Below are 17,460 nucleotides of genomic sequence, written 5' to 3'. Positions count from 1 at the left end.
CGTGAAGCTGACAATTCTTGGCGGTGGCGGATTCCGGGTGCCTCTCGTGTACGGGGCCCTCCTCGGCGATCACGCAGAGGGCCGCGTCTCCCGGGTCACGCTGTACGACACCGACGCCGACCGGCTCACCGCCATCGCCCGCGTCCTCGCGGAACAGGGCCGGGACATCGCGGACGCCCCCGCCGTCGTCGCCACCACGGAGCTCGACGAGGCGCTGCGCGGCGCCGACTTCGTCTTCTCCGCCATCCGCGTCGGCGGACTCGCCGGCCGCGCCGCCGACGAACGGGTGGCCCTCGACGAGGGCGTGCTCGGCCAGGAGACCGTCGGCGCCGGAGGCATCGCGTACGGGCTGCGCACCGTCCCCGTCGCCCTCGACCTCGCCCGGCGCATCAGCCGGCTCGCCCCGCGGGCCTGGGTCATCAACTTCACCAACCCGGCGGGTCTGGTCACCGAGGCCATGTCCCGGCACCTGGGCGACCGGGTCATCGGGATCTGCGACTCGCCGGTCGGCCTCGGGCGGCGCATCGCCCGCGTCCTGGGAGCCGACCCGGACCGGGCCTGGATCGACTACGCCGGGCTCAACCACCTCGGGTGGGTGCGCGGGCTGTACGTCGACGGTCACGACGAACTGCCCCGGCTGCTCGCCGACCCGAAGCTGCTCGAATCCTTCGAGGAGGGCCGCCTCTTCGGCGCCGAACTCCTTAGCTCGCTGGGCGCGATCCCCAACGAATACCTGCACTACTACTACGTCAACCGGGAAGCCGTACGCGCCTACCAGGCGGCCGAACAGACCCGGGGCGCGTTCCTCCGCGACCAGCAGGAGGGCTTCTACGCCCGGATGCGGGAAGCCGGCACGCCCGCCTGGGACACCTGGGACCGCACCCGCGCCGAACGCGAGGCGACGTACATGGCGGAGAACCGCGAGGTCGCCGGGGCGGGGGAGCGGGAGGAGAGCGACCTGGAGTCCGGCGGCTACGAACAGGTCGCGCTCGCCCTCATGCGGGCCGTCGCCCGCAACGAACGGACCTCCCTGATCCTCAACGTCCGCAACCGCACCACCCTGTCGGTCCTGGACGCGGACGCCGTCGTCGAGGTGCCCTGCCTGGTCGACGCCAACGGGGCCCACCCGGTGACCGTCTCGCCGCTGCCGTACCACGCGGTCGGCCTCGTCACCGCGGTGAAGGCGGTGGAGCGGGCCGTGCTGGAGGCGGCGGAGAGCGGCTCCCGCGCGGCGGCCGTCCAGGCCTTCGCCCTGCACCCGCTGGTGGACTCCGTGACGGTGGCCCGGCGGCTGCTGGACCGGTACACCGAGGTCCACCCGGGGCTCGCGTACCTCATCTGACCCGGCCGGGAACACGACCGAACGAGACGGGCCCGACCTGACCGGGCCCGGCTCGTTCGGTCGCGGGCTCTCCGCCCGGTCACCGGGGCGCTACGGCGCGGACACGACGCTCCGCGTACCCGGGGCGTCCCAGCTCGGGGCCACTCCCGTCACCTGGCAGACCATCAGGAACAGCGGAATGGGCGGGGTGTACGGGGTGAGGGCGTCCGGTGAGTGGATCAGCCGGGGCCGGCCACCGGGCACGGCCGCGTCCCGTGCGTACGTCACCTGCTCCGGCCAGTCCAGATCCAGGTCGGAGCCGGCCGGGACGATCCACCACCAGCGGTCCGCGTCGGCGAAGACGCAGCCGGTGCGCGGCAGATGGGACATGAGTCGGAAGCCGTGCCGGGCGGGCACCCCCACCGCGTCGCACCCCAGCGTCGCCGACATCGACGCCGGCAGCGCCAGCCGCACCCGCCCACTGCCGGCCTGCTCGGCCGTCCGGCCCCGGTGCGCCGCGCGCAGCCGGGCCAGCGCGTTCCTCAACACGCCCGCTCCGCGTCGGACAGCTGCTCGGCCCCGTGCGGCAGCTCCGCCCAGACGATGCGCCCGGAGGCGTCCCCGGCGTCGTGCGAGCCCCAGGCGCTGCTCATCGCGTCGACGAGGAGCAGACCACGGCCGTGCTCGTCGTCGGACGAGGGGCGCAGCCGCGGACCGCAGGGCTGGTGGCCCTGGTCCTGCACGGCTATCCGCAGTCGTCTGCCGAACCGGCTCAGCTCGCAGACCACCCGGGTGCTCGCGGTGTGCACGACCGCGTTCGTCACCAGCTCGGAGACGATGAGGACCGCCGCGTCACAGGCGTCCCGGCCCAGCTTCCAGGCGTCCAGCCGGGCCCGCGTCAGCTCCCGCGCACCGGCCACCGACTCGGGGTGCGCCGGCAGCGCGAAGCAGTAACGGAGCGCCTCCGTCCCGGGGCTGAGGTCCGTGAGCCGGGGGATGAGCGCACTGCCAGGTGCCACGACCGATTCCTCACAGTGGGGGCTGCGTCACGCGTCGTTCCCCGGGTGCTCGGGGGCGGGCATGACTGAGCGAACTGGTTCGGAAGTCAACTCTCCCCCTGACGATGACACTTGGCAAGGGGCACTCTGAAATTTCCAGAGTGACTGTGTCGTTGGGGGCGCACGCATGGCACACTGCTCGCAAAACAGCGCATGGGGAGGTCTGAAGTGAGCGAACCGCGGTCCGCCCCGACCGTGGGCCAGGTCGTTCTCGGCAAGCGCCTGCAGGATCTGCGCGAGCGTGTCGGCCTCACCCGTGACCAGGCGGCGAAGGTCCTCCGGGTCGCCCCCGCGACGATACGCAGGATGGAGACGGCCGAGGTCGGGCTGAAGATCCCCTACGTCCAGCTGCTGCTGAAGGCGTACGGCGTCGCCGACCAGGAGGCCGAGGCCTTCGTCGACCTCGCCGAGGAGGCGAACCGGCCGGGCTGGTGGCAGCGCTTCCACGACGTGCTGCCCGACTGGTTCAGCATGTACGTCAGCCTGGAGGGCGCCGCGAGCCTGCTGCGCATGTACGAGCCGCACTTCGTGCCCGGCCTGCTCCAGACCGAGGACTACGCGCGCTCCGTCATGCGGACCGGGGCGGTCGGCCAGACCCGGCCCGAGGACATCGAACGCCATGTGGCGCTGCGGATGGAGCGGCAGTCCCTGCTGGCCAAGGACGACGCACCCCGACTCTGGGTGATCATGGACGAGACCGTCCTGCGGCGGCCCGTCGAGAGCGCGCAGGTGATGCGCGGGCAGATCGACAAGCTGCTCGAAGCCACGGAGCTTCCCCATGTCACGCTGCAGATCGCGCAGTTCGCCTCCGGCCACCACCCGGGAACCTACGGCCCCTTCGTCCTCTTCCGGTTCGCCGTCCCCGAACTCCCCGACATGGTCTACAGCGAGTACCTGACCGGCGCCGTCTACTTCGACGCCCGCCCCGAGGTGGCCTCCTACCTCGAAGTCATGGACCGCATGGCGGCTCAGGCCGCAACTGCACAACGCACGAAGGAAATCCTCCGGGACTTCCGCAAGGAGCTGTGATGAACCACATATACAACGGCATGCCGGCCGGTGACCTCGGCTCCGAAGGCTGGTACAAGCCGTGGAGCGGCGGGAACGGCGGCAACTGCATCGAGGCCATGAAGCTCGCCGACGGGCGGGTCGCCGTCCGCCAGTCCGCCGACCCCGACGGCCCCGCCCTCATCTACTCCAACGGCGAGATCGCCGCGTTCATCCAGGGTGCCAAGGCGGGCCAGGCCGACTTCCTGCTCACCTGACAGCCACCCACCTCTTCGTCCACGGACCTCTGACCACGGAGCGCGCCATGACCGGGCAAGAACCCCACTCCATCGAGATCGACACCAGCAAGCCGCACCCGGCCCGCATGTACGACTGGTTCCTCGGCGGCAAGGACAACTACCCGGTCGACGAACAGATGGCGCGGCAGCTGCTCACCCTGGACGCGCGGGGCCGCGACATGGCGCGGGTCAACCGTGCCTTCATGCACCGGGCGACCCGCTGGCTCGCCGAGCACGGGGTGCGCCAGTTCCTGGACATCGGCACCGGCATACCCACCGAGCCGAACCTCCACCAGATCGCCCAGCAGGCCGCCCCCGAAGCGCGCGTCGTCTACTGCGACAACGACCCCATCGTGCTGGCCCACGCGGCGGCCCTGCTCCGCTCGACGCCCGAGGGGGCCACCGAGTACATCCAGGCGGACGCCCGCAGGCCGGAGACGATCCTGGCCGAGGCCGGGAAGGTGCTGGACTTCGATCAGCCGATCGCCCTCTCCCTGCTGGCCCTGCTGCACTTCATCGACGACGAGGACGGCGCGGCCGCCCTGGTCGGCAAGCTGGTCGACCAGCTTCCCTCCGGCAGCTATCTGGTCCTCTCGCACACCACCGGCGACTTCAACCCGGAGGGCGCCGCACAGGCCCGGGCCATGTACAAGGCGCGCGGGATGACCCTGCGCCCCCGCAGCCGCGCCGAACTCACGGCGTTCTTCGACGGCCTCGAACTGGTCGAACCGGGAGTCTCGCTCTCGGCCGACTGGCATCCGGAACTCGGTGAGGTCATCGACGTACCCGGCGACGAGCCGATCCCCGGTTACGCGGGCGTCGCACGCAAGCCCTGACGCGTCACAATGGACTCATGTCACGACGCACCTCCCGGCCCCGGGGAACCGCCGCCCCGCGGATCACCTCCGCCTCCCCGTGCCCCTGCGGTCTGCCCGCCGCCTACGGGGAGTGCTGCGGCCGGTTCCACTCCGGCAGCGCCGCCGCGCCGACCTGCGAGGCACTGATGCGCTCCCGGTACGCGGCCTTCGTCGTCCAGGACGCGGCGTACCTGCTGCGCACCTGGCACCCCGAGACCCGGCCGCCCGGCGTCGACTTCGACCCGTCGATGCGCTGGGTGGGCCTGGACATCCAGGACACCACCGAGGGCAGCGCCTTCCACTCCACCGGAACGGTCACCTTCCGCGCCCACTACACCGACGACGGGCGCCCCGACTCCCTCCACGAGAAGAGCCGCTTCGTCCGGCACGAGGGCGCCTGGGTCTACGCGACGGCGGTCTTCGTCGACTGACCCCGGGGCTCAGCCATCGGACTGGTCCCGGCTCGTACGGGGCAGACCGGCCCCCGGGGGGCGGACGGGTCAGACCGGGGACCCCACCCGCGACGACCCGCCGGAACCGGCCGCCGGGGACAGCTCCTGGGCCAGGTCCTCCGCCAGCAGCCGCTTGGCGATCACGTCCACGGTGGCCCTCAGCTCACGGTCGTCCGGGCGTGCGCCGTCCTCGGCCAGGCGCTCGTTGAGCCAGCGGCCCCAGGCGTCGGAGATCACCGCCGCCTCCCGCCGGCCGGCCGCCGTGTGCGAGAAGATCCGGCCGTCGCCCGTCAGATAGCCCTCCTCGATCATCCGGTCGAAGACGGGCACCAGTACCTCCGGCGGGATGCGGTGACGGGCCGCGATCAGCCCGAGGCCCGCATGACCGACCATCCTGGTGAACAGGTCCACCTGCATCACCGCCCAGGCCCCCGCCATGTCGAGCCGGGTGTCGCACTCGGCGGTGATCCGCCGGGCGGTCTCCGGACCCGCGCTGTGCAGGATCGTGGCCACGGAGTACTCCAGCACCTTCGCCGAGTCCCCGCTGCCCGGCTGGGCGAAGCCCTCGCCCATGTCCGTCGACCCGAGCCGCGCCGAGTCCCGCAGCTTCACCTCCTTGAGGAACAGCGCGATGACGAAGCCGATCAGGGCGACCGGCACCGTCCACAGGAACACCGTGTGCAGGGTGTCCGCGTAGGCCTGGGCCAGCGGCTCCGACTGGGCGGCGGGCAGCGCGTGCAGGGCCTGCGGGCTCTCCGAAGCTTTGGCCAGGACCGCCGGATCGCCGCCCGCGGCGACCGCCCGTGCGACGCCGTCGGTGAGGTTCGGCTTCAGCGCGTTGGCGTAGATGGTGCCGAACACCGCCGTGCCGAAGGCGCTGCCCAGCGTACGGAAGAACGTCACGCCCGAGGTGGCCGTGCCCAGGTCCTCGTAGTCGACGGTGTTCTGCACGGCGATGGTCAGCACCTGCATGGCGAGGCCGATGCCGACCCCCAGCACCACCATGTAGAGGGACTCCAGCCAGACACCGGTCCCCGGCCCCATCCGGGACAGCAGGAACAGCCCGGCCGCCATCACCAGGGTCCCCACGATCGGGAAGACGCGGTAGCGGCCCGTCTTGCTCACCACGTTGCCGCTGAAGATCGAGGCGGCCAGCAGACCGGCCACCAGCGGCAGCGTCCGCACTCCCGAAAGCGTCGCTGAGTCCCCGTCCACGTACTGGAGATAGGTCGGCAGGAAGATCATCGAGCCGAGCATCGCGAAGCCCACGATGAAGCTGAGGATCGAGCAGACGGTGAAGACCGGGTTCCGGAACAGCCGCATCGGCAGCATCGGCTCCTTCGCCCGCGTCTCCACGACGCAGAACAGGGCGAGCGCGATCAGCCCGCCGACGAAGAGGCCGATGATCACGGCCGAGCCCCAGGCGTACTCGTTGCCGCCCCAGCTCGTCGCCAGGATCAGCGCGCTGGCCCCGACGGTGACCAGCGCGATGCCCCGGTAGTCGATGACCGGCCGGCCGGCCGCCTTCACCGACGGGATGTTCCGGGCGGCGGCGATGACCACCACGATGGCGATCGGCACATTGACGTAGAACGCCCAGCGCCACGTCAGATGGTCCGTGAACAGCCCGCCGAGCAGCGGTCCGATTACGGTGGAGATGCCGAAGACCGCCCCGATCGCGCCCTGGTACTTGCCCCGTTCGCGCAGCGGGATCACATCCGCGATCAGTGCCATCGACGTGACCATGAGACCGCCCGCGCCGATGCCCTGCATACCGCGCCAGATGATCAGCAGCAGCATGTCCGAGGCGAGGCCGCACAGGAACGATCCCGTGATGAAGATGATCGCCGAGACCTGGAAGACCAGCTTCCGCCCGAACAGGTCGCCGAACTTGCCGACCAGCACGGTGGCCACCGTCTCGGCCAGCAGATACGCGGTGACCACCCACGACATGTGCGAGGCGCCGCCGAGGTCCGACACGATCGTCGGCAGAGCCGTGCCCACGATCGTCTGGTCCAGTGCCGCGAGCAGCATGCCAAGCACGATCGTCGTGAAGACGATGTTGCGCCGCCGCCGGTCGAGGACGGGCGGCGGCGCGGCGGCACTCTGCGCTGCGGGGGCTTGCTCGCTGGCAGTCGTCACCCCTGCACCCTCACACCGCCCGTACGCCCCCGCACGCGGGAGCGGGCCGGACGGGCGTAGAGGCGTCTAGCGGGGCAGCGAGGCGATCGACGTCTTCAGCCGGGCCACGAAAGCCTCCCGGACGTCCTCCCCGACCCGGTCGAGCGAGAGATACGGATTGAGGTCCTCCAACTCGACGAGCAGCAGCGCGCCGTCCGCCGTCCGGCAGGCGTCGACCCGCTGGATCCCGTGGTCGAGGGTGTTCCAGGCGATGAAGCGCCGGGCGAACTCCAGGTCCTCCGCGCTCGCCGCGTACGGGTCCAGCACCCAGCGCCGCTCCGGGTCGGGGGCGTACAGCGCGTACTGGAAGTCGTGGTCGACGAAGTAGAACGACACCTCGTGCCGGAAGCCGATCCTCGGCTGGACGAGGAGGGAGCCCTCGGCCGCCGCCTCCAGCTCGGCGTGGGCCTCCGCCGCGGTGACGAACCGCAGCCCGACCGAGTCCGCCCCGAGCTTCGGCTTCACCACGTACTGGGTGACGTCGGGCAGCTCGGCCAGATCCGCCGCCCGGTCAACGGTCGGGATGACCGGCAGCCCGGCCGTCGTCATCTCGACCAGATACTCCTTGCCCGCCATGTCGCCGCGCCCGTCCAGCGGGTTGTAGACGGCTGTCCCCAGCTCCCGGGCCCGTACGAGGAAGGCGTCGTAGGCCTCCCGGTAGTGCAGCACCGGACCGCTGTTGCGGACCAGCACGGTGTCGAACCCGGGCAGCAGCGCGGCCGCGTCCCGGGGGTGGCAGAGCGCGACGTCGAACGCCTCGCGGAGCCGGGAGGAGAGGTGGATGTCCTCGTCGCAGTAGCGGCGGCCGCGCGCCTCGTACGCGAGATCGGTGACGAGCAGGAGGGAAGGGCGGCGTTCGCCGGCGGGTGACGCGGCGGTCATGAGGTGCTCCCGGGGGTGAGGACGCGGACGGACGATCACTATCGCCGACACCCGGGCCGGGCTTCGCGGAGGGGGCGCCCTTCGCCGTATCGTCAGACGGCTTCCGTGGAGCTGCCCCGTACGGCCGCCACCCACTCGACGAGAAGCCGCTCGTACTCCCGGCGGCCCTCCGGCGACACCACACCGCCGTCGGCGACCAGAGCGCGGATCTCCGCGTTCAGCTCGACCATTGGGCGGGCAGGCGTCGGCTGGGTCGAAGTGGAGGTCATGTGAAGAGGCTAGTGGCACGGAGGCGGTCCGGCGCCCGGTCTGACGTGTGGGGCCCGCCACGGGCAGCTTTCGCCCCGGCGGCCATGCGGCGCCGGGGCGCTGTCCCGCCGCCCGGTGAGCCTCTTCACTCCGTCGCCACGTCCCGCCGCGACCGGGCGCCCCCGAACCCTCATCGCCGCACGTGGACGGCGTGTGACGGGGGCCGGCGGTCGGCGGCGCACGCCCCGACGGGCCTCGTGAAGGCCAGGGTGCGCCCGGCCGGGAACGCGATGCGCGAGCCTCTCGTGCGATGGCTGCGTGTGCGTCCGGGGCGACGAGAATCACATGTTTGCGGACCCTGCTCGCACCCTATTCGCAGCCCACTCCGTCGCCGTCACGGTCCAAGTGCCGCCCGTAACCGGGCTGGCCGGACCGGATGGGCGCGGCACCGGCGGCACGGACCGCGTCGCAGTTCTCGTAGTACGCCGATGAGCCGCCGGAGCCTCCGCTGCCGCCGGTGGAGTCGTCCCGCGCGGCGGGCTTCTTCGCGGGCTTCGGCTCCGGCTCCGGGGGAGCGGCCGTGACCGTGACCCGCACCTTCTCGACCTTCGTGACGGTCGGGGCCGGTTCCGGCGTCGCGGTCACCGTGACCGTCGCCGTCTCCGTGACGGTGACCGTCGGCCCGGGCTTCGCCTTCGCCGCGACCGTGCGTACTTCCTGGGGCTGTTCACCCGTGGCGCCGATCCCGACACCGAGCAGGAACAACACGCCGGCCGCCGGGAGCACGACACGCTTCCGCGCCCACCGCGGTCCGCCCGTGGAAGGCGGCTGTGGTGTGAAGCCGCCCCCCTGGCCCCAGCCGGGCTGACGCGACGGGTGCTGCGAACTGCTCCAGTCCATGGTCCCCCCAAGGTGCTGTGTGGAGGCCCGACCGTAGCGACCCGTCGGGGCTCGGGGGAGCGACTTGTTCCGGTGGTGATGGATTTGTGACCAAGATGCGGAGGCGAAGTGTGTGGTCCGTTCAGCGGATCTGCCGCCCCGAGATCGCCCGCGCGATGACGAGGCGCTGGATCTCACTCGTACCCTCGAAGATCGTGTAGATCTTGGCGTCGCGGTACATCCGCTCGACCGGGTGCTCCCGGCTGTAGCCCGCGCCGCCGAGGATCTGGACCGCCTTCTCCGTCGCGGCGACCGCGAGTTCGCCGGCCCGCAGTTTCGCCATGGAGCCCTGGCCCGCGTCGAACGTGCGGTCGTTGCGGGCCATCCAGGCGGCCTGCCGGATCAGCAGGCGAACGGCTTCGATCTCGGTGCGGATGTCCGCCAGCGCGAAGGCGATCGACTGGTTCTCGATGATCGGCCTGCCGAACGCCTCGCGCTCACCGGCGTATTCGAGGGCGTATTCGTAGGCGGCCCGTGCGATGCCGAGGGCCTGCGCGGCCACCGTGGGGCGGCTGACCTCGAACGTCGCCATGGCCGCCTGGCCCTTGGCGGTGGAGCCCTCGCGGGCCCGGGCGAGGCGGGCGTCCAGCTTCTCCTTTCCGCCGAGCAGGCAGTGGCCGGGGACGCGGACGTCGTCCAGGAAGAGGTCAGCCGTGTGCGAGGCGCGCAGGCCGAGCTTCTTGACCGTACGGCCCGCCGTCAGACCCTTCGTGCCCGGCGGCACGATGAACGCGGCCTGCCCCCGGGAGCCGAGCGAGGGGTCGACCGAGGCGACGACGACATGGACCTCGGCGATGCCGCCGTTGGTGATCCACGCCTTCTGGCCGGAGATCACCCACTCGTCGGCCGCCTCGTCGTAACGGGCCCTCGTCGTCATCGCGGAGACGTCGGAGCCCGCCCCCGGTTCGGAGACGCAGAACGCGGCGACCTTCGGGTCGTCCTCGTCGCCGTAGCACTGCGGAACCCACTCGGCGAGCTGGTCCGGAGTGCCGGACGCGAAGATTCCGGCGACCGCGAGCGAGGTGCCGAACAGGGCCATGCCGATACCCGCGTCGCCCCAGAACAGCTCCTCGTTGGCGATCTGGAGGGAGAGCCCCGTGGGGTCCCCGTACAGGTCGGCGAGCGACTCGAAGCCGTACAGGCCGATCCGGGCGGCCTCCTGGATCACCGGCCAGGGCGTTTCCTCCCGGGCGTCCCACTCGGCGGCGGCCGGGCGGACCACCTGGGCGGCGAAGCCGTGCACCCAGTCGCGCAGGTCCCGCTGTTCCTCGGTCAGGGCGAGGGAGAAGAAGCTCATGCCCTCACGCTTTCGGGATGTCGAAGTAGCGGGTCAGGCCGGAAGCGAGGCCGACATCGCCGGCGACCTTCAGCTTGCGCGTCATGAACATCGTGACCGGATTGCCGTTGCCGGAGACGAGCTTGAGGAACTCCGCGTCGGCCATCACCAGCGTGGTGCGGGGTTCGGCGTCGGAGCGGCCCGCGGTGACCCGGCAGGCGCCGTCGGCTATCGCGGTCTCGTAGACCGCGTCGCTCTCCCCGGTGATCTTCCAGCGGATCAGCGCGGTGAGGCCGCCGGCCGCCTCGGGCCGGAACTGCTGCCGCATCCGGCCGAAGACCTCGCCGAGGATCCGGGTGCGCAGCTCGCCCCGCATGACCTCGGCGAGCTGCTTGGCGGACAGGCTCTTGACGATCCGTGCGAACTCCTCGGGGGCGACCGCGGCGAAGTCGAGCGCGGACAGGTCGTCGGTGAGGTTGCCGCTGCTGGTTCCGTCCACGCCAATTCCTTACTCCGAAGTAAACTTACTTGAGAGTAAGGTAAGGGGAGTGGTGGCGTCCCGCAAGGCCGGTCAGAAGGGAGAGCCGGGGAGCACGGCGAGGTGGGGGTGGTGCGCGGCGAGCACCTTGTTGGCGCGGGCCAGATCGGACAGGGCCTGTTCGCGGTCGGCCTGGTCCTCCACGCCCAGCCGTGGCCCGCGGAACCTGCGGACCTCCCGGGCCGCGCAGTCGGCGTCGAACTCCGCCTGGAGGATGTGCGACGGAATGCACGAACCGATCAGCGCGGCGACCCGGTCCGGGATCGGTACGGGGACGAGAAGGTGCGAGGCGGTCATGGGGCTTTCCCTTTTCGCTGGTTGGCCAGGAGGAGGTGCAGGGGAGCCGTCGCCTGGTGGGCGGCGGACTCCCTCCTGTGTACGGGACGCGGTTCCGGGTTTCTCTCCGGATACGTCTCCGTGTCGCAACCGTTTGGGACTGACCGTCTATTTCGCCTTACGCGCCGGTAAGTTGACCGGCCGCGCCGAACGTGATCCGGATCAGGGGGATGTGCCGGTGGCACGGGAGCGCAGCCGCAGCGCGCGCAGCACCGCCTCGGTGGCGAAGCGGCTCTCGGGATCGACGAGTTGGTCACCGAAGATGGTCTCCAGGCTGCGCATGCGGTAGCGCACGGTCTGCGGGTGGACAGCGAGCAGCGCGCCCATCTGCGCCGCGGTGCCCCGGGTGTCGAGCCAGATCCGCAGTGTCTCGACCAGCCGTTCCCGACGGGTCGCGCTGATCCCGGCGACGGCGGCCAGTTCCCGCTGGGCGAGCTGGTCCAGCAGGGCGGGGTCGGACAGCAGCCACAGGGTGAGGAGGTGGTCCTCGCAGCGGATCTGCGGGGCGTCGTCGATCACGCCGGAGTCGACGAGCTCCAGAACCCGGCGGGCCCAGCGGAGCGATTCGCAGGCCAGCGCCGTGGGGACGGTCAGCCCGATCGCCAGGCGCCCGGCCGGCAGGGCCTGGGTCAGCATGGATCTTCGCGCGTCGTCCAGCGCCCCGGGGACGAGCAGGTGCGGCTGCGGGGCGCTGAGATCGACGAGAAGGTCACGGCCCGCGCTCAGCCGGTCCAGCTCCGCCGGCGCGCGCACGGCGATCAGGGTGACCTCCTCGGGCAGCGTCCACCCGGTCTGCTCGGACAGATCGGCGATGGCGCTCCCGGGGGCCGGGCGTCCGGCGAGGATCAGATGGAGCAGCCGGCGGCGCAGGGCCTCGCTGTGCTCGCCCGACTGGGACTGCGCCTCCAGGAAGCCTTCCCGGGAAAGCGATTCCAGTTCGTCGACGTAGGCGAAGAGCGCGTCGGCGAAGCTCAGCATCAGCGTGGGGGAGAGGTGGTAGCTCTGCCCGACCTTCTTCGCCCGCCGCAGGGCCACCCGCGCGCCCAGCCGGTAGGCCCCCTGAAGGGTGTCCATGCTCCGGCCCTCGTACGCCTCGAAGCGTCCGAAGCGCCGGCACATGTCGTCCCGGAGTGTGGTCGGGGAGGAGGGCTCGGCCACCAGATCGACGAAAGAGGCGAGGCTCTGCTCCACGCCCACCCTGATGGCCTGCCCGTTCGGCCCGTCCAGCAGCCGGGCGTATTCGGGATAGGCCCGGGTGACCTCGACGCCGATTTCCTTGATGAGGCTGGGCAGTTCGGGCCGCATGATCGCAGCGAATTCCTGCGGGAGCGGCCCGAGCGGGTCTTCGGTATCCAATGGCTGTATGAGATGTGGCATGACAGATCCCCTTGCTCCCGGCGCCCGGTGGTGGGGTGAGACGGTGGGGGAAAGCGCTCCCACGAACCGACAGGTGCGTACCAAGTCCGCGACGAAGATAGACCAAGGAACAGGCACTGCACACCACTTGGACAAGATCGGCGTGCAGGGGGCACACATCTCGGCCGCACTGTGCGACTTCCGTGCAGGTCGGGCGCTGCTGCGCGCTTTCGGACAATGAATTTCGGCCGCCCGCTCAGACGGTGACAACAATGCGGTCCCGTTGCCGTCGCGTTGTTCGCGGCATGGTCCGGTCGGAGCCGGCCGAGCCGGGGTGCGGGCGGCTCACCACGGCGAACGCGGACGGACGCCCGCTCCTGGAGAGGGATTTCCAGCCGCTTGGCCGAATTCCATGGTGCCCGCCGGAGAGCGGAAGCAGGACTTCCGTGTCTCCCGGAGCGTCGGCCCCGCCTGCGCACCCCGCGCGGGGTTCCGGCCGACGGTGCGTAATTCCCTGCCCCCGGGTGCGCATTCCTTGACAAGAGGAGCGTGTCTCGATGCTCATTTACGGATCAAAAAGAGTGCGCTCCAAAGAATCTTAGCCGGACGGATTGTGTCGCCCTGTTTCCCGCGAGTAACATCACGCTTCGATCAATTCGGTCATGAAATCTGCCCGAAATTTGATGCTCCGATCCTCCGCCTCCGGGCCACCCGAGGCCCCAGCGCCGCAGACGGTCGTCGCGGTGCGGGCATGCGTTGCAGAACCGGTCAACTTCGTGCACGAGGCCGCGCCAAGGCGGCCGACAGAGGGGACGACATGAGATCCGTTTCCAATCGAACCCGCGTAGGCCTGCTCGCGGCGTTCACGGCATTCAGTGCTCTGCTCTCCACCGGCTCGGCCACCGCCGCCACCCAGCTCAACGGCGACTGGGCGCCCTTCGACCGCTGTCCGGTCGACGCGCCCGCCATGCTGGCCGCCGACGGTGTGAACACCATCGCCGCCTGCATCGCGTCGAGTTCGGCCACCGGATCCATCACGCTGGGCAAGAGCGTGGTCTCCACCGGCCACACCGATCTGCAGCTCGGCGTCGTCCAGCGCGCCGACGGCACCGCCTCACTGGTGGCCCCGCCGGAGGGAGCGCTGACGGCGGACCCGGCCGAGATACCCGGTGGGCTGCTCGGGCTGATGTGCCCCAGCGGAATTCCCCTCGTATCGGGAATCTGCCGTCAGTTGGCGGACAACAATCTCAACCGGGTGACGGCCACCATCGAACCGGCCGGAGCGCCACGCGACTTCAATATGAGCGCGGCTTTCTCCACCGGTGAGCCCATTCTCACGATCCCGGTTCGTATCCACCTCAAGAATCCGTTCCTGGGTGACAAGTGCTACATCGGGACCACCGCCAACCCGGTCCTCCTCAAGCCGCAGAACGTGACGGCGCCGACCCTCTCGCTCCAGCGGTTCGGAGCCGACGGGACGCCGAACGACGACGAGGGCGAGATGGGGCGCTACACCTTCGCCGGCGCCGACCAGGGCGACGCCACGTTCGCCGTACCGGGCGCAAGCGGTTGCGGAGCCGGGCTCCTGGACTGGGCGGTGAACCTCAAGACCGGTCTCCCGTCCGCCGCCGGGAAGAACAGCGTCACGCTGGACGCCACCAGCACGTACTTCGGCAGCCCCTACGACCCCGCCGGCCTCGCGCCGGACGAGGGCCGGAAGCTGTCCGAATTCTGGCACTCCGCGAAGCGGTAGGCCGTCCCCCTCCACCCGTAGGAGGTGATGCGGCACCTGTCCTTGGACCCGCCGAACGCCGCACCGTCCGGCCCGGCGAACACAGCGCACGAACCACTCTCCAGTCACGTTCAGCCGAATCCCCAACGGGACGAGAAAAGGGAGTACCCCCATGTTCACGTTCAAGCGAAGCGGTGTCCTCACCGCGATCGGTGCCGCCGCGGCATCCGTCGTACTGGCCGCCCCGTCGGCCGTCGCCGCGCCGACCAGTTGGACGATCACCCCGACCGGCAACTTCAACGGCAGCGCCGGAGTGACCGTCCTGACCGACAACAACGGCAACAAGATCCAGTGCGCGACCTCCGCCGCCTCGGGCAACGCGCCGACCTCCCCGGTCGCCGGCAGCCCGGCCAAGCTCGCGTCCATCTCGGCGATCTCGTTCAACTCGCCGTGCACCGGCCCGTTCAGCTCCACCTGGACGGTGACCACCACGCCGCCGTGGGAGATCTGGGGCCTGGACTACACGGCGGGCGCCGGGACCAACTCCACGGGCCAGGTGACCGGTGAGATCAGAGCGATCAAGGCGAAGGTGTCCGGGAGCAGCATCCTCGGCCCCTGCACCTTCGACGTGACCGGCAAGGTCGCGGCCAAGTACAACAACCCGACCGCGGGCGGCAGCAACGGCACCCTGAACACCGCGGGCGGCGGGCTCACCCTGTCCATCGCCAACAAGGTCGGCGGCGGCTGCGGCATCGTCGGCACCACCGCCAGCTTCCAGGGGCTGTACACCATCATCAGCACCGCGACCAACAAGTCCCCGGTCATCAGCGGCTGATCCCGCGCCGATGACGTACCGCTGACCTACCGAGTCCGAACGTCGTGCCCGGCCGTGCGCACCCGACGGCCGGGCACGATTTCGCGCACCCGCCGACAAGGCGCGCGGCGGCGGATTGTCACCCGCTGCCAAAGTCCGCCCGCCGGTGATCCGACCGCGTACCCGGCCCTTCCCAGAGGGTCGTCGGCGTGCGTACCGTACCCGTCGGTAGGGGCCGTCCGACGTCCGAACTCCGCCCCGAAGCCGCCCGCGGCCCGCCCGGGCCGCCGCCCGCAGAGCCGCCGCCGCACCCACCGGGACCCGCTCCGCAGCCGCCCACCCTGGGCCCACGCGCGCCGGAAGGACACACCCGTATGACCGTCGATGCACGCGCCGCAGCGAGACGACCGATCCACTGGGCCGTGGGCGGGGCGCTCGTCGTCGCCACCGCACTCGTTCCCAGCGCCGAATCGGCCGCCGCGGAACAGAAGTCGGAGGTATCCCTCCGCTACACCTGCCCCTTCCCCTCCGGGCCCGAGGAGGTCGACGTCGTCGTCTCGGCGGTCCTCCCCACCTCCGCCCGTACGGGCGAGGAGATCCGCCCCGCCGAGGTGGCGGTCGAGGTGACCCTGCCGCCGACGGCGCTCGCCCGGTTCGCCGGCCTGGACGCCGCCACCCTGTCGGCCGTCGCACGGCTCACCGTCCGCAACACCGTCGGCGACACATCCGCCGACGCCTCCTGGCAGGACCTGACCGCCCCACCGGCGGACCTCCCCACACCGGGCGAGGGCGACAGCCAGGACCCGGGCGCGCTCACCCTCACCGCGACCGGGGACGTGCCGACGGTCGCCTTCGGCAGCCCCGGGCGCGCGACGCTCGCCCCCGGCGCGCTCGCCCTCGCGCTGACCTCGCTCACGGAGTCCGGCGAGCCCACCACGCCCCCGGGACTCGACGTCGCCTGCACCCCGGCCCCCGGCCAGGAGCCGGAACTGGCCGCCATCGCGATCCGCGGCGACCAGGACCCCACCGCCCCCGCACCCCGGCCCGGCGAGAGCGATCCCGCACCGGATCCGACCCCCACCCGCCCGGCCGAGGGGCTGCCGCCCACCGCACGCGAGAAGATCGACGCCCTCACCGAGAAGCGGCGCGAAGCCCTGGAGGACGACCCGGGCAGCTGCCCGATCGAGATCCCGCCCGAGTGGGTGATGACCACCGCCGAGACCTACGCCGCCGGCTACGCCAACGCCGCCAAGCTGGACGGCGCGGCGGCGCTGGGGCCCGCGTTCATGAAGGTGGTGCTCAACAAGCGCTACATCAACGACTCCTGCGCCTCCACCGTCGACGTCAGCTCCGAGGTGAACTTCGACTACGAGGGGAAGCGTCAACTCCCGCCGACGAAGGCCACGTTCCTCAGCTACGGGTTTATGCCGACCACCGCCACCATGACCCTGGAGCAGGTGGGCCCACCGGCCGCGATCCACACCCACACGGTGACCAACACGCCGACCTACCCGGAGGAGACCACGGTCACGGCGCAGCTCGTCATGCGGCTCTCGGACGTCGAGGTGAACGGTGTGCCCCTGGACGTGGGCCCCGACTGCCGCACCGAGCGCCCCTTCGAGCAGGTGCTGAAGGGGTACGGCCAGAGCTATCCGCCGGCCGGCTACCTCGTGGCGTACGGCGGCACGCTGACCGGCTACGCCCACATCCCGCCGTTCGAGGGGTGCGGTGCGACCGAGGACCTCGACCCGATCTTCACCTCGGCCATCTCCAGTCCGGGGAAGAAGGCCGACAACTACACCAAGATGACCCAGGCGCCCCTGTGCGTGGCCACGAACCCGGAGGGCCCCGACTGCCCGCCGAGGGTGCCCGACCCCGAGCGATGACCTGAAAAGCCTCCGAGCCCTTCCGGTTCCACGGGACCGGAAGGGCTCTTTTCACGCCCGCCGGGCCGGTCCGCCGGCCAGGCGTTTCCTCATCAACCGACAGGTTTGACGAGCGGATTGCTCACCCGGTAACAATCCTTCGCTCCGCATGAATTCTTGCCGAGGAAAATCTGTACCCAGTATTGCGAAGTCAGGTTACCGGCCCGTAGCGTCCCAGACGTGCCGACCGGGAAGGCCCGGCCGCATGCGCAGATTTCGACAAGGCCGGAGACCGGCCTTGTCACCGAATGACAAGTA

The 17,460-nt window shown here is 70.8% G+C and carries 18 protein-coding genes; 8 read left to right on the top strand and 10 right to left on the bottom strand.

Features of this window, described 5'->3' with window-relative positions; all coding sequences use genetic code 11:
* Position 1 precedes the first annotated feature (1 nt).
* A complete protein-coding gene (locus IE140_RS24360) occupies positions 2-1,342 on the top strand; it encodes a 6-phospho-beta-glucosidase (protein ID WP_150196302.1) in 1,341 nt (446 codons plus the stop codon).
* A gap of 90 nt (positions 1,343-1,432) precedes the next feature.
* Here the strand turns inward: IE140_RS24360 and IE140_RS24355 are convergent, their stop codons facing one another.
* Together IE140_RS24355 and IE140_RS24350 are read right to left on the bottom strand one after the other, a co-directional pair.
* Positions 1,433-1,870, bottom strand: a complete 438-nt coding sequence (locus tag IE140_RS24355) for a hypothetical protein (protein ID WP_088573762.1) — start codon at positions 1,868-1,870, stop codon at positions 1,433-1,435.
* Positions 1,864-2,340: an ATP-binding protein gene (locus IE140_RS24350; RefSeq protein WP_093437662.1), complete on the bottom strand. Its 477-nt coding sequence runs from the start codon at positions 2,338-2,340 to the stop codon at positions 1,864-1,866. The genes IE140_RS24355 and IE140_RS24350 overlap by 7 nt, the downstream gene beginning before the upstream one ends.
* Before the next feature lie 207 nt (positions 2,341-2,547).
* On the opposite strand from IE140_RS24350, the gene IE140_RS24345 reads away from it, so the two are divergent.
* Genes IE140_RS24345 through IE140_RS24330 form a run of 4 tightly spaced genes read left to right on the top strand, consistent with a single transcriptional unit; the run spans position 2,548 to position 4,953 of the window.
* Entirely contained in the window at positions 2,548-3,408 is an 861-nt protein-coding gene (locus tag IE140_RS24345) for a Sco1979 family transcriptional regulator (RefSeq protein WP_150196303.1), read from the top strand.
* The gene (locus tag IE140_RS24340; protein WP_010058136.1) at positions 3,408-3,644 is read left to right on the top strand and encodes a DUF397 domain-containing protein; all 237 of its coding nucleotides are present in this window, start codon (positions 3,408-3,410) and stop codon (positions 3,642-3,644) included. Before IE140_RS24345 ends, IE140_RS24340 begins: the two co-directional genes overlap by 1 nt.
* A 47-nt stretch (positions 3,645-3,691) precedes the next feature.
* A complete protein-coding gene (locus IE140_RS24335; protein WP_150196304.1) occupies positions 3,692-4,501 on the top strand; it encodes an SAM-dependent methyltransferase in 810 nt (269 codons plus the stop codon).
* A 17-nt stretch (positions 4,502-4,518) separates the two neighbouring features.
* Positions 4,519-4,953, top strand: coding sequence for a YchJ family protein (locus IE140_RS24330; RefSeq protein ID WP_150196305.1), 435 nt, complete (start codon positions 4,519-4,521; stop codon positions 4,951-4,953).
* Positions 4,954-5,022: 69 nt separating this feature from the next.
* Here IE140_RS24330 and IE140_RS24325 read toward each other — a convergent pair whose 3' ends face one another.
* The 8 genes from IE140_RS24325 to IE140_RS24290 form a co-directional block, all read right to left on the bottom strand.
* Positions 5,023-7,116, bottom strand: coding sequence for an MDR family MFS transporter (locus tag IE140_RS24325; RefSeq protein WP_150196306.1), 2,094 nt, complete (start codon positions 7,114-7,116; stop codon positions 5,023-5,025).
* Positions 7,117-7,182: 66 nt separating this feature from the next.
* Entirely contained in the window at positions 7,183-8,037 is an 855-nt protein-coding gene (locus IE140_RS24320; protein ID WP_150196307.1) for an ATP-grasp domain-containing protein, read from the bottom strand.
* 92 nt (positions 8,038-8,129) lie between these two features.
* Positions 8,130-8,306 carry a hypothetical protein gene (locus IE140_RS24315; RefSeq protein WP_024264190.1) on the bottom strand — a complete coding sequence of 59 codons (177 nt, stop codon included), beginning with the start codon at positions 8,304-8,306 and terminating at the stop codon, positions 8,130-8,132.
* 349 nt (positions 8,307-8,655) lie between these two features.
* Positions 8,656-9,186, bottom strand: a complete 531-nt coding sequence (locus IE140_RS24310; protein WP_150196308.1) for an excalibur calcium-binding domain-containing protein — start codon at positions 9,184-9,186, stop codon at positions 8,656-8,658.
* Positions 9,187-9,307: 121 nt separating this feature from the next.
* On the bottom strand, positions 9,308-10,522 hold the full coding sequence (locus IE140_RS24305; protein ID WP_150196309.1) for an acyl-CoA dehydrogenase family protein: 1,215 nt from the start codon (positions 10,520-10,522) through the stop codon (positions 9,308-9,310).
* A 4-nt stretch (positions 10,523-10,526) separates the two neighbouring features.
* Positions 10,527-11,000 (bottom strand): SCP2 sterol-binding domain-containing protein, encoded by a 474-nt coding sequence (locus tag IE140_RS24300; RefSeq protein ID WP_032777171.1) that lies wholly within the window; start codon positions 10,998-11,000, stop codon positions 10,527-10,529.
* Positions 11,001-11,072: 72 nt separating this feature from the next.
* Positions 11,073-11,336 carry a hypothetical protein gene (locus IE140_RS24295; protein WP_006128858.1) on the bottom strand — a complete coding sequence of 88 codons (264 nt, stop codon included), beginning with the start codon at positions 11,334-11,336 and terminating at the stop codon, positions 11,073-11,075.
* 201 nt (positions 11,337-11,537) lie between these two features.
* Positions 11,538-12,752: a PucR family transcriptional regulator gene (locus tag IE140_RS24290; protein WP_150196310.1), complete on the bottom strand. Its 1,215-nt coding sequence runs from the start codon at positions 12,750-12,752 to the stop codon at positions 11,538-11,540.
* A 796-nt stretch (positions 12,753-13,548) separates the two neighbouring features.
* Here IE140_RS24290 and IE140_RS24285 point away from each other — a divergent pair.
* From IE140_RS24285 to IE140_RS24275, 3 genes are all read left to right on the top strand, one after another.
* The gene (locus IE140_RS24285; protein WP_032762730.1) at positions 13,549-14,484 is read left to right on the top strand and encodes a hypothetical protein; all 936 of its coding nucleotides are present in this window, start codon (positions 13,549-13,551) and stop codon (positions 14,482-14,484) included.
* 151 nt (positions 14,485-14,635) lie between these two features.
* The gene (locus IE140_RS24280) at positions 14,636-15,298 is read left to right on the top strand and encodes a hypothetical protein (protein ID WP_100561112.1); all 663 of its coding nucleotides are present in this window, start codon (positions 14,636-14,638) and stop codon (positions 15,296-15,298) included.
* Between the two features lie 353 nt (positions 15,299-15,651).
* Entirely contained in the window at positions 15,652-17,163 is a 1,512-nt protein-coding gene (locus IE140_RS24275; protein ID WP_189460693.1) for a DUF6801 domain-containing protein, read from the top strand.
* The last annotated feature ends 297 nt before the right edge of the window (positions 17,164-17,460 follow it).

The sequence above is a fragment of the Streptomyces parvus genome (genome assembly GCF_014648875.1).
Lineage (GTDB): Bacteria > Actinomycetota > Actinomycetes > Streptomycetales > Streptomycetaceae > Streptomyces > Streptomyces parvus.
The sequence above is the reverse complement of the archived record's forward strand: the minus strand, read 5'-3'. Positions and strand labels throughout refer to the sequence as shown.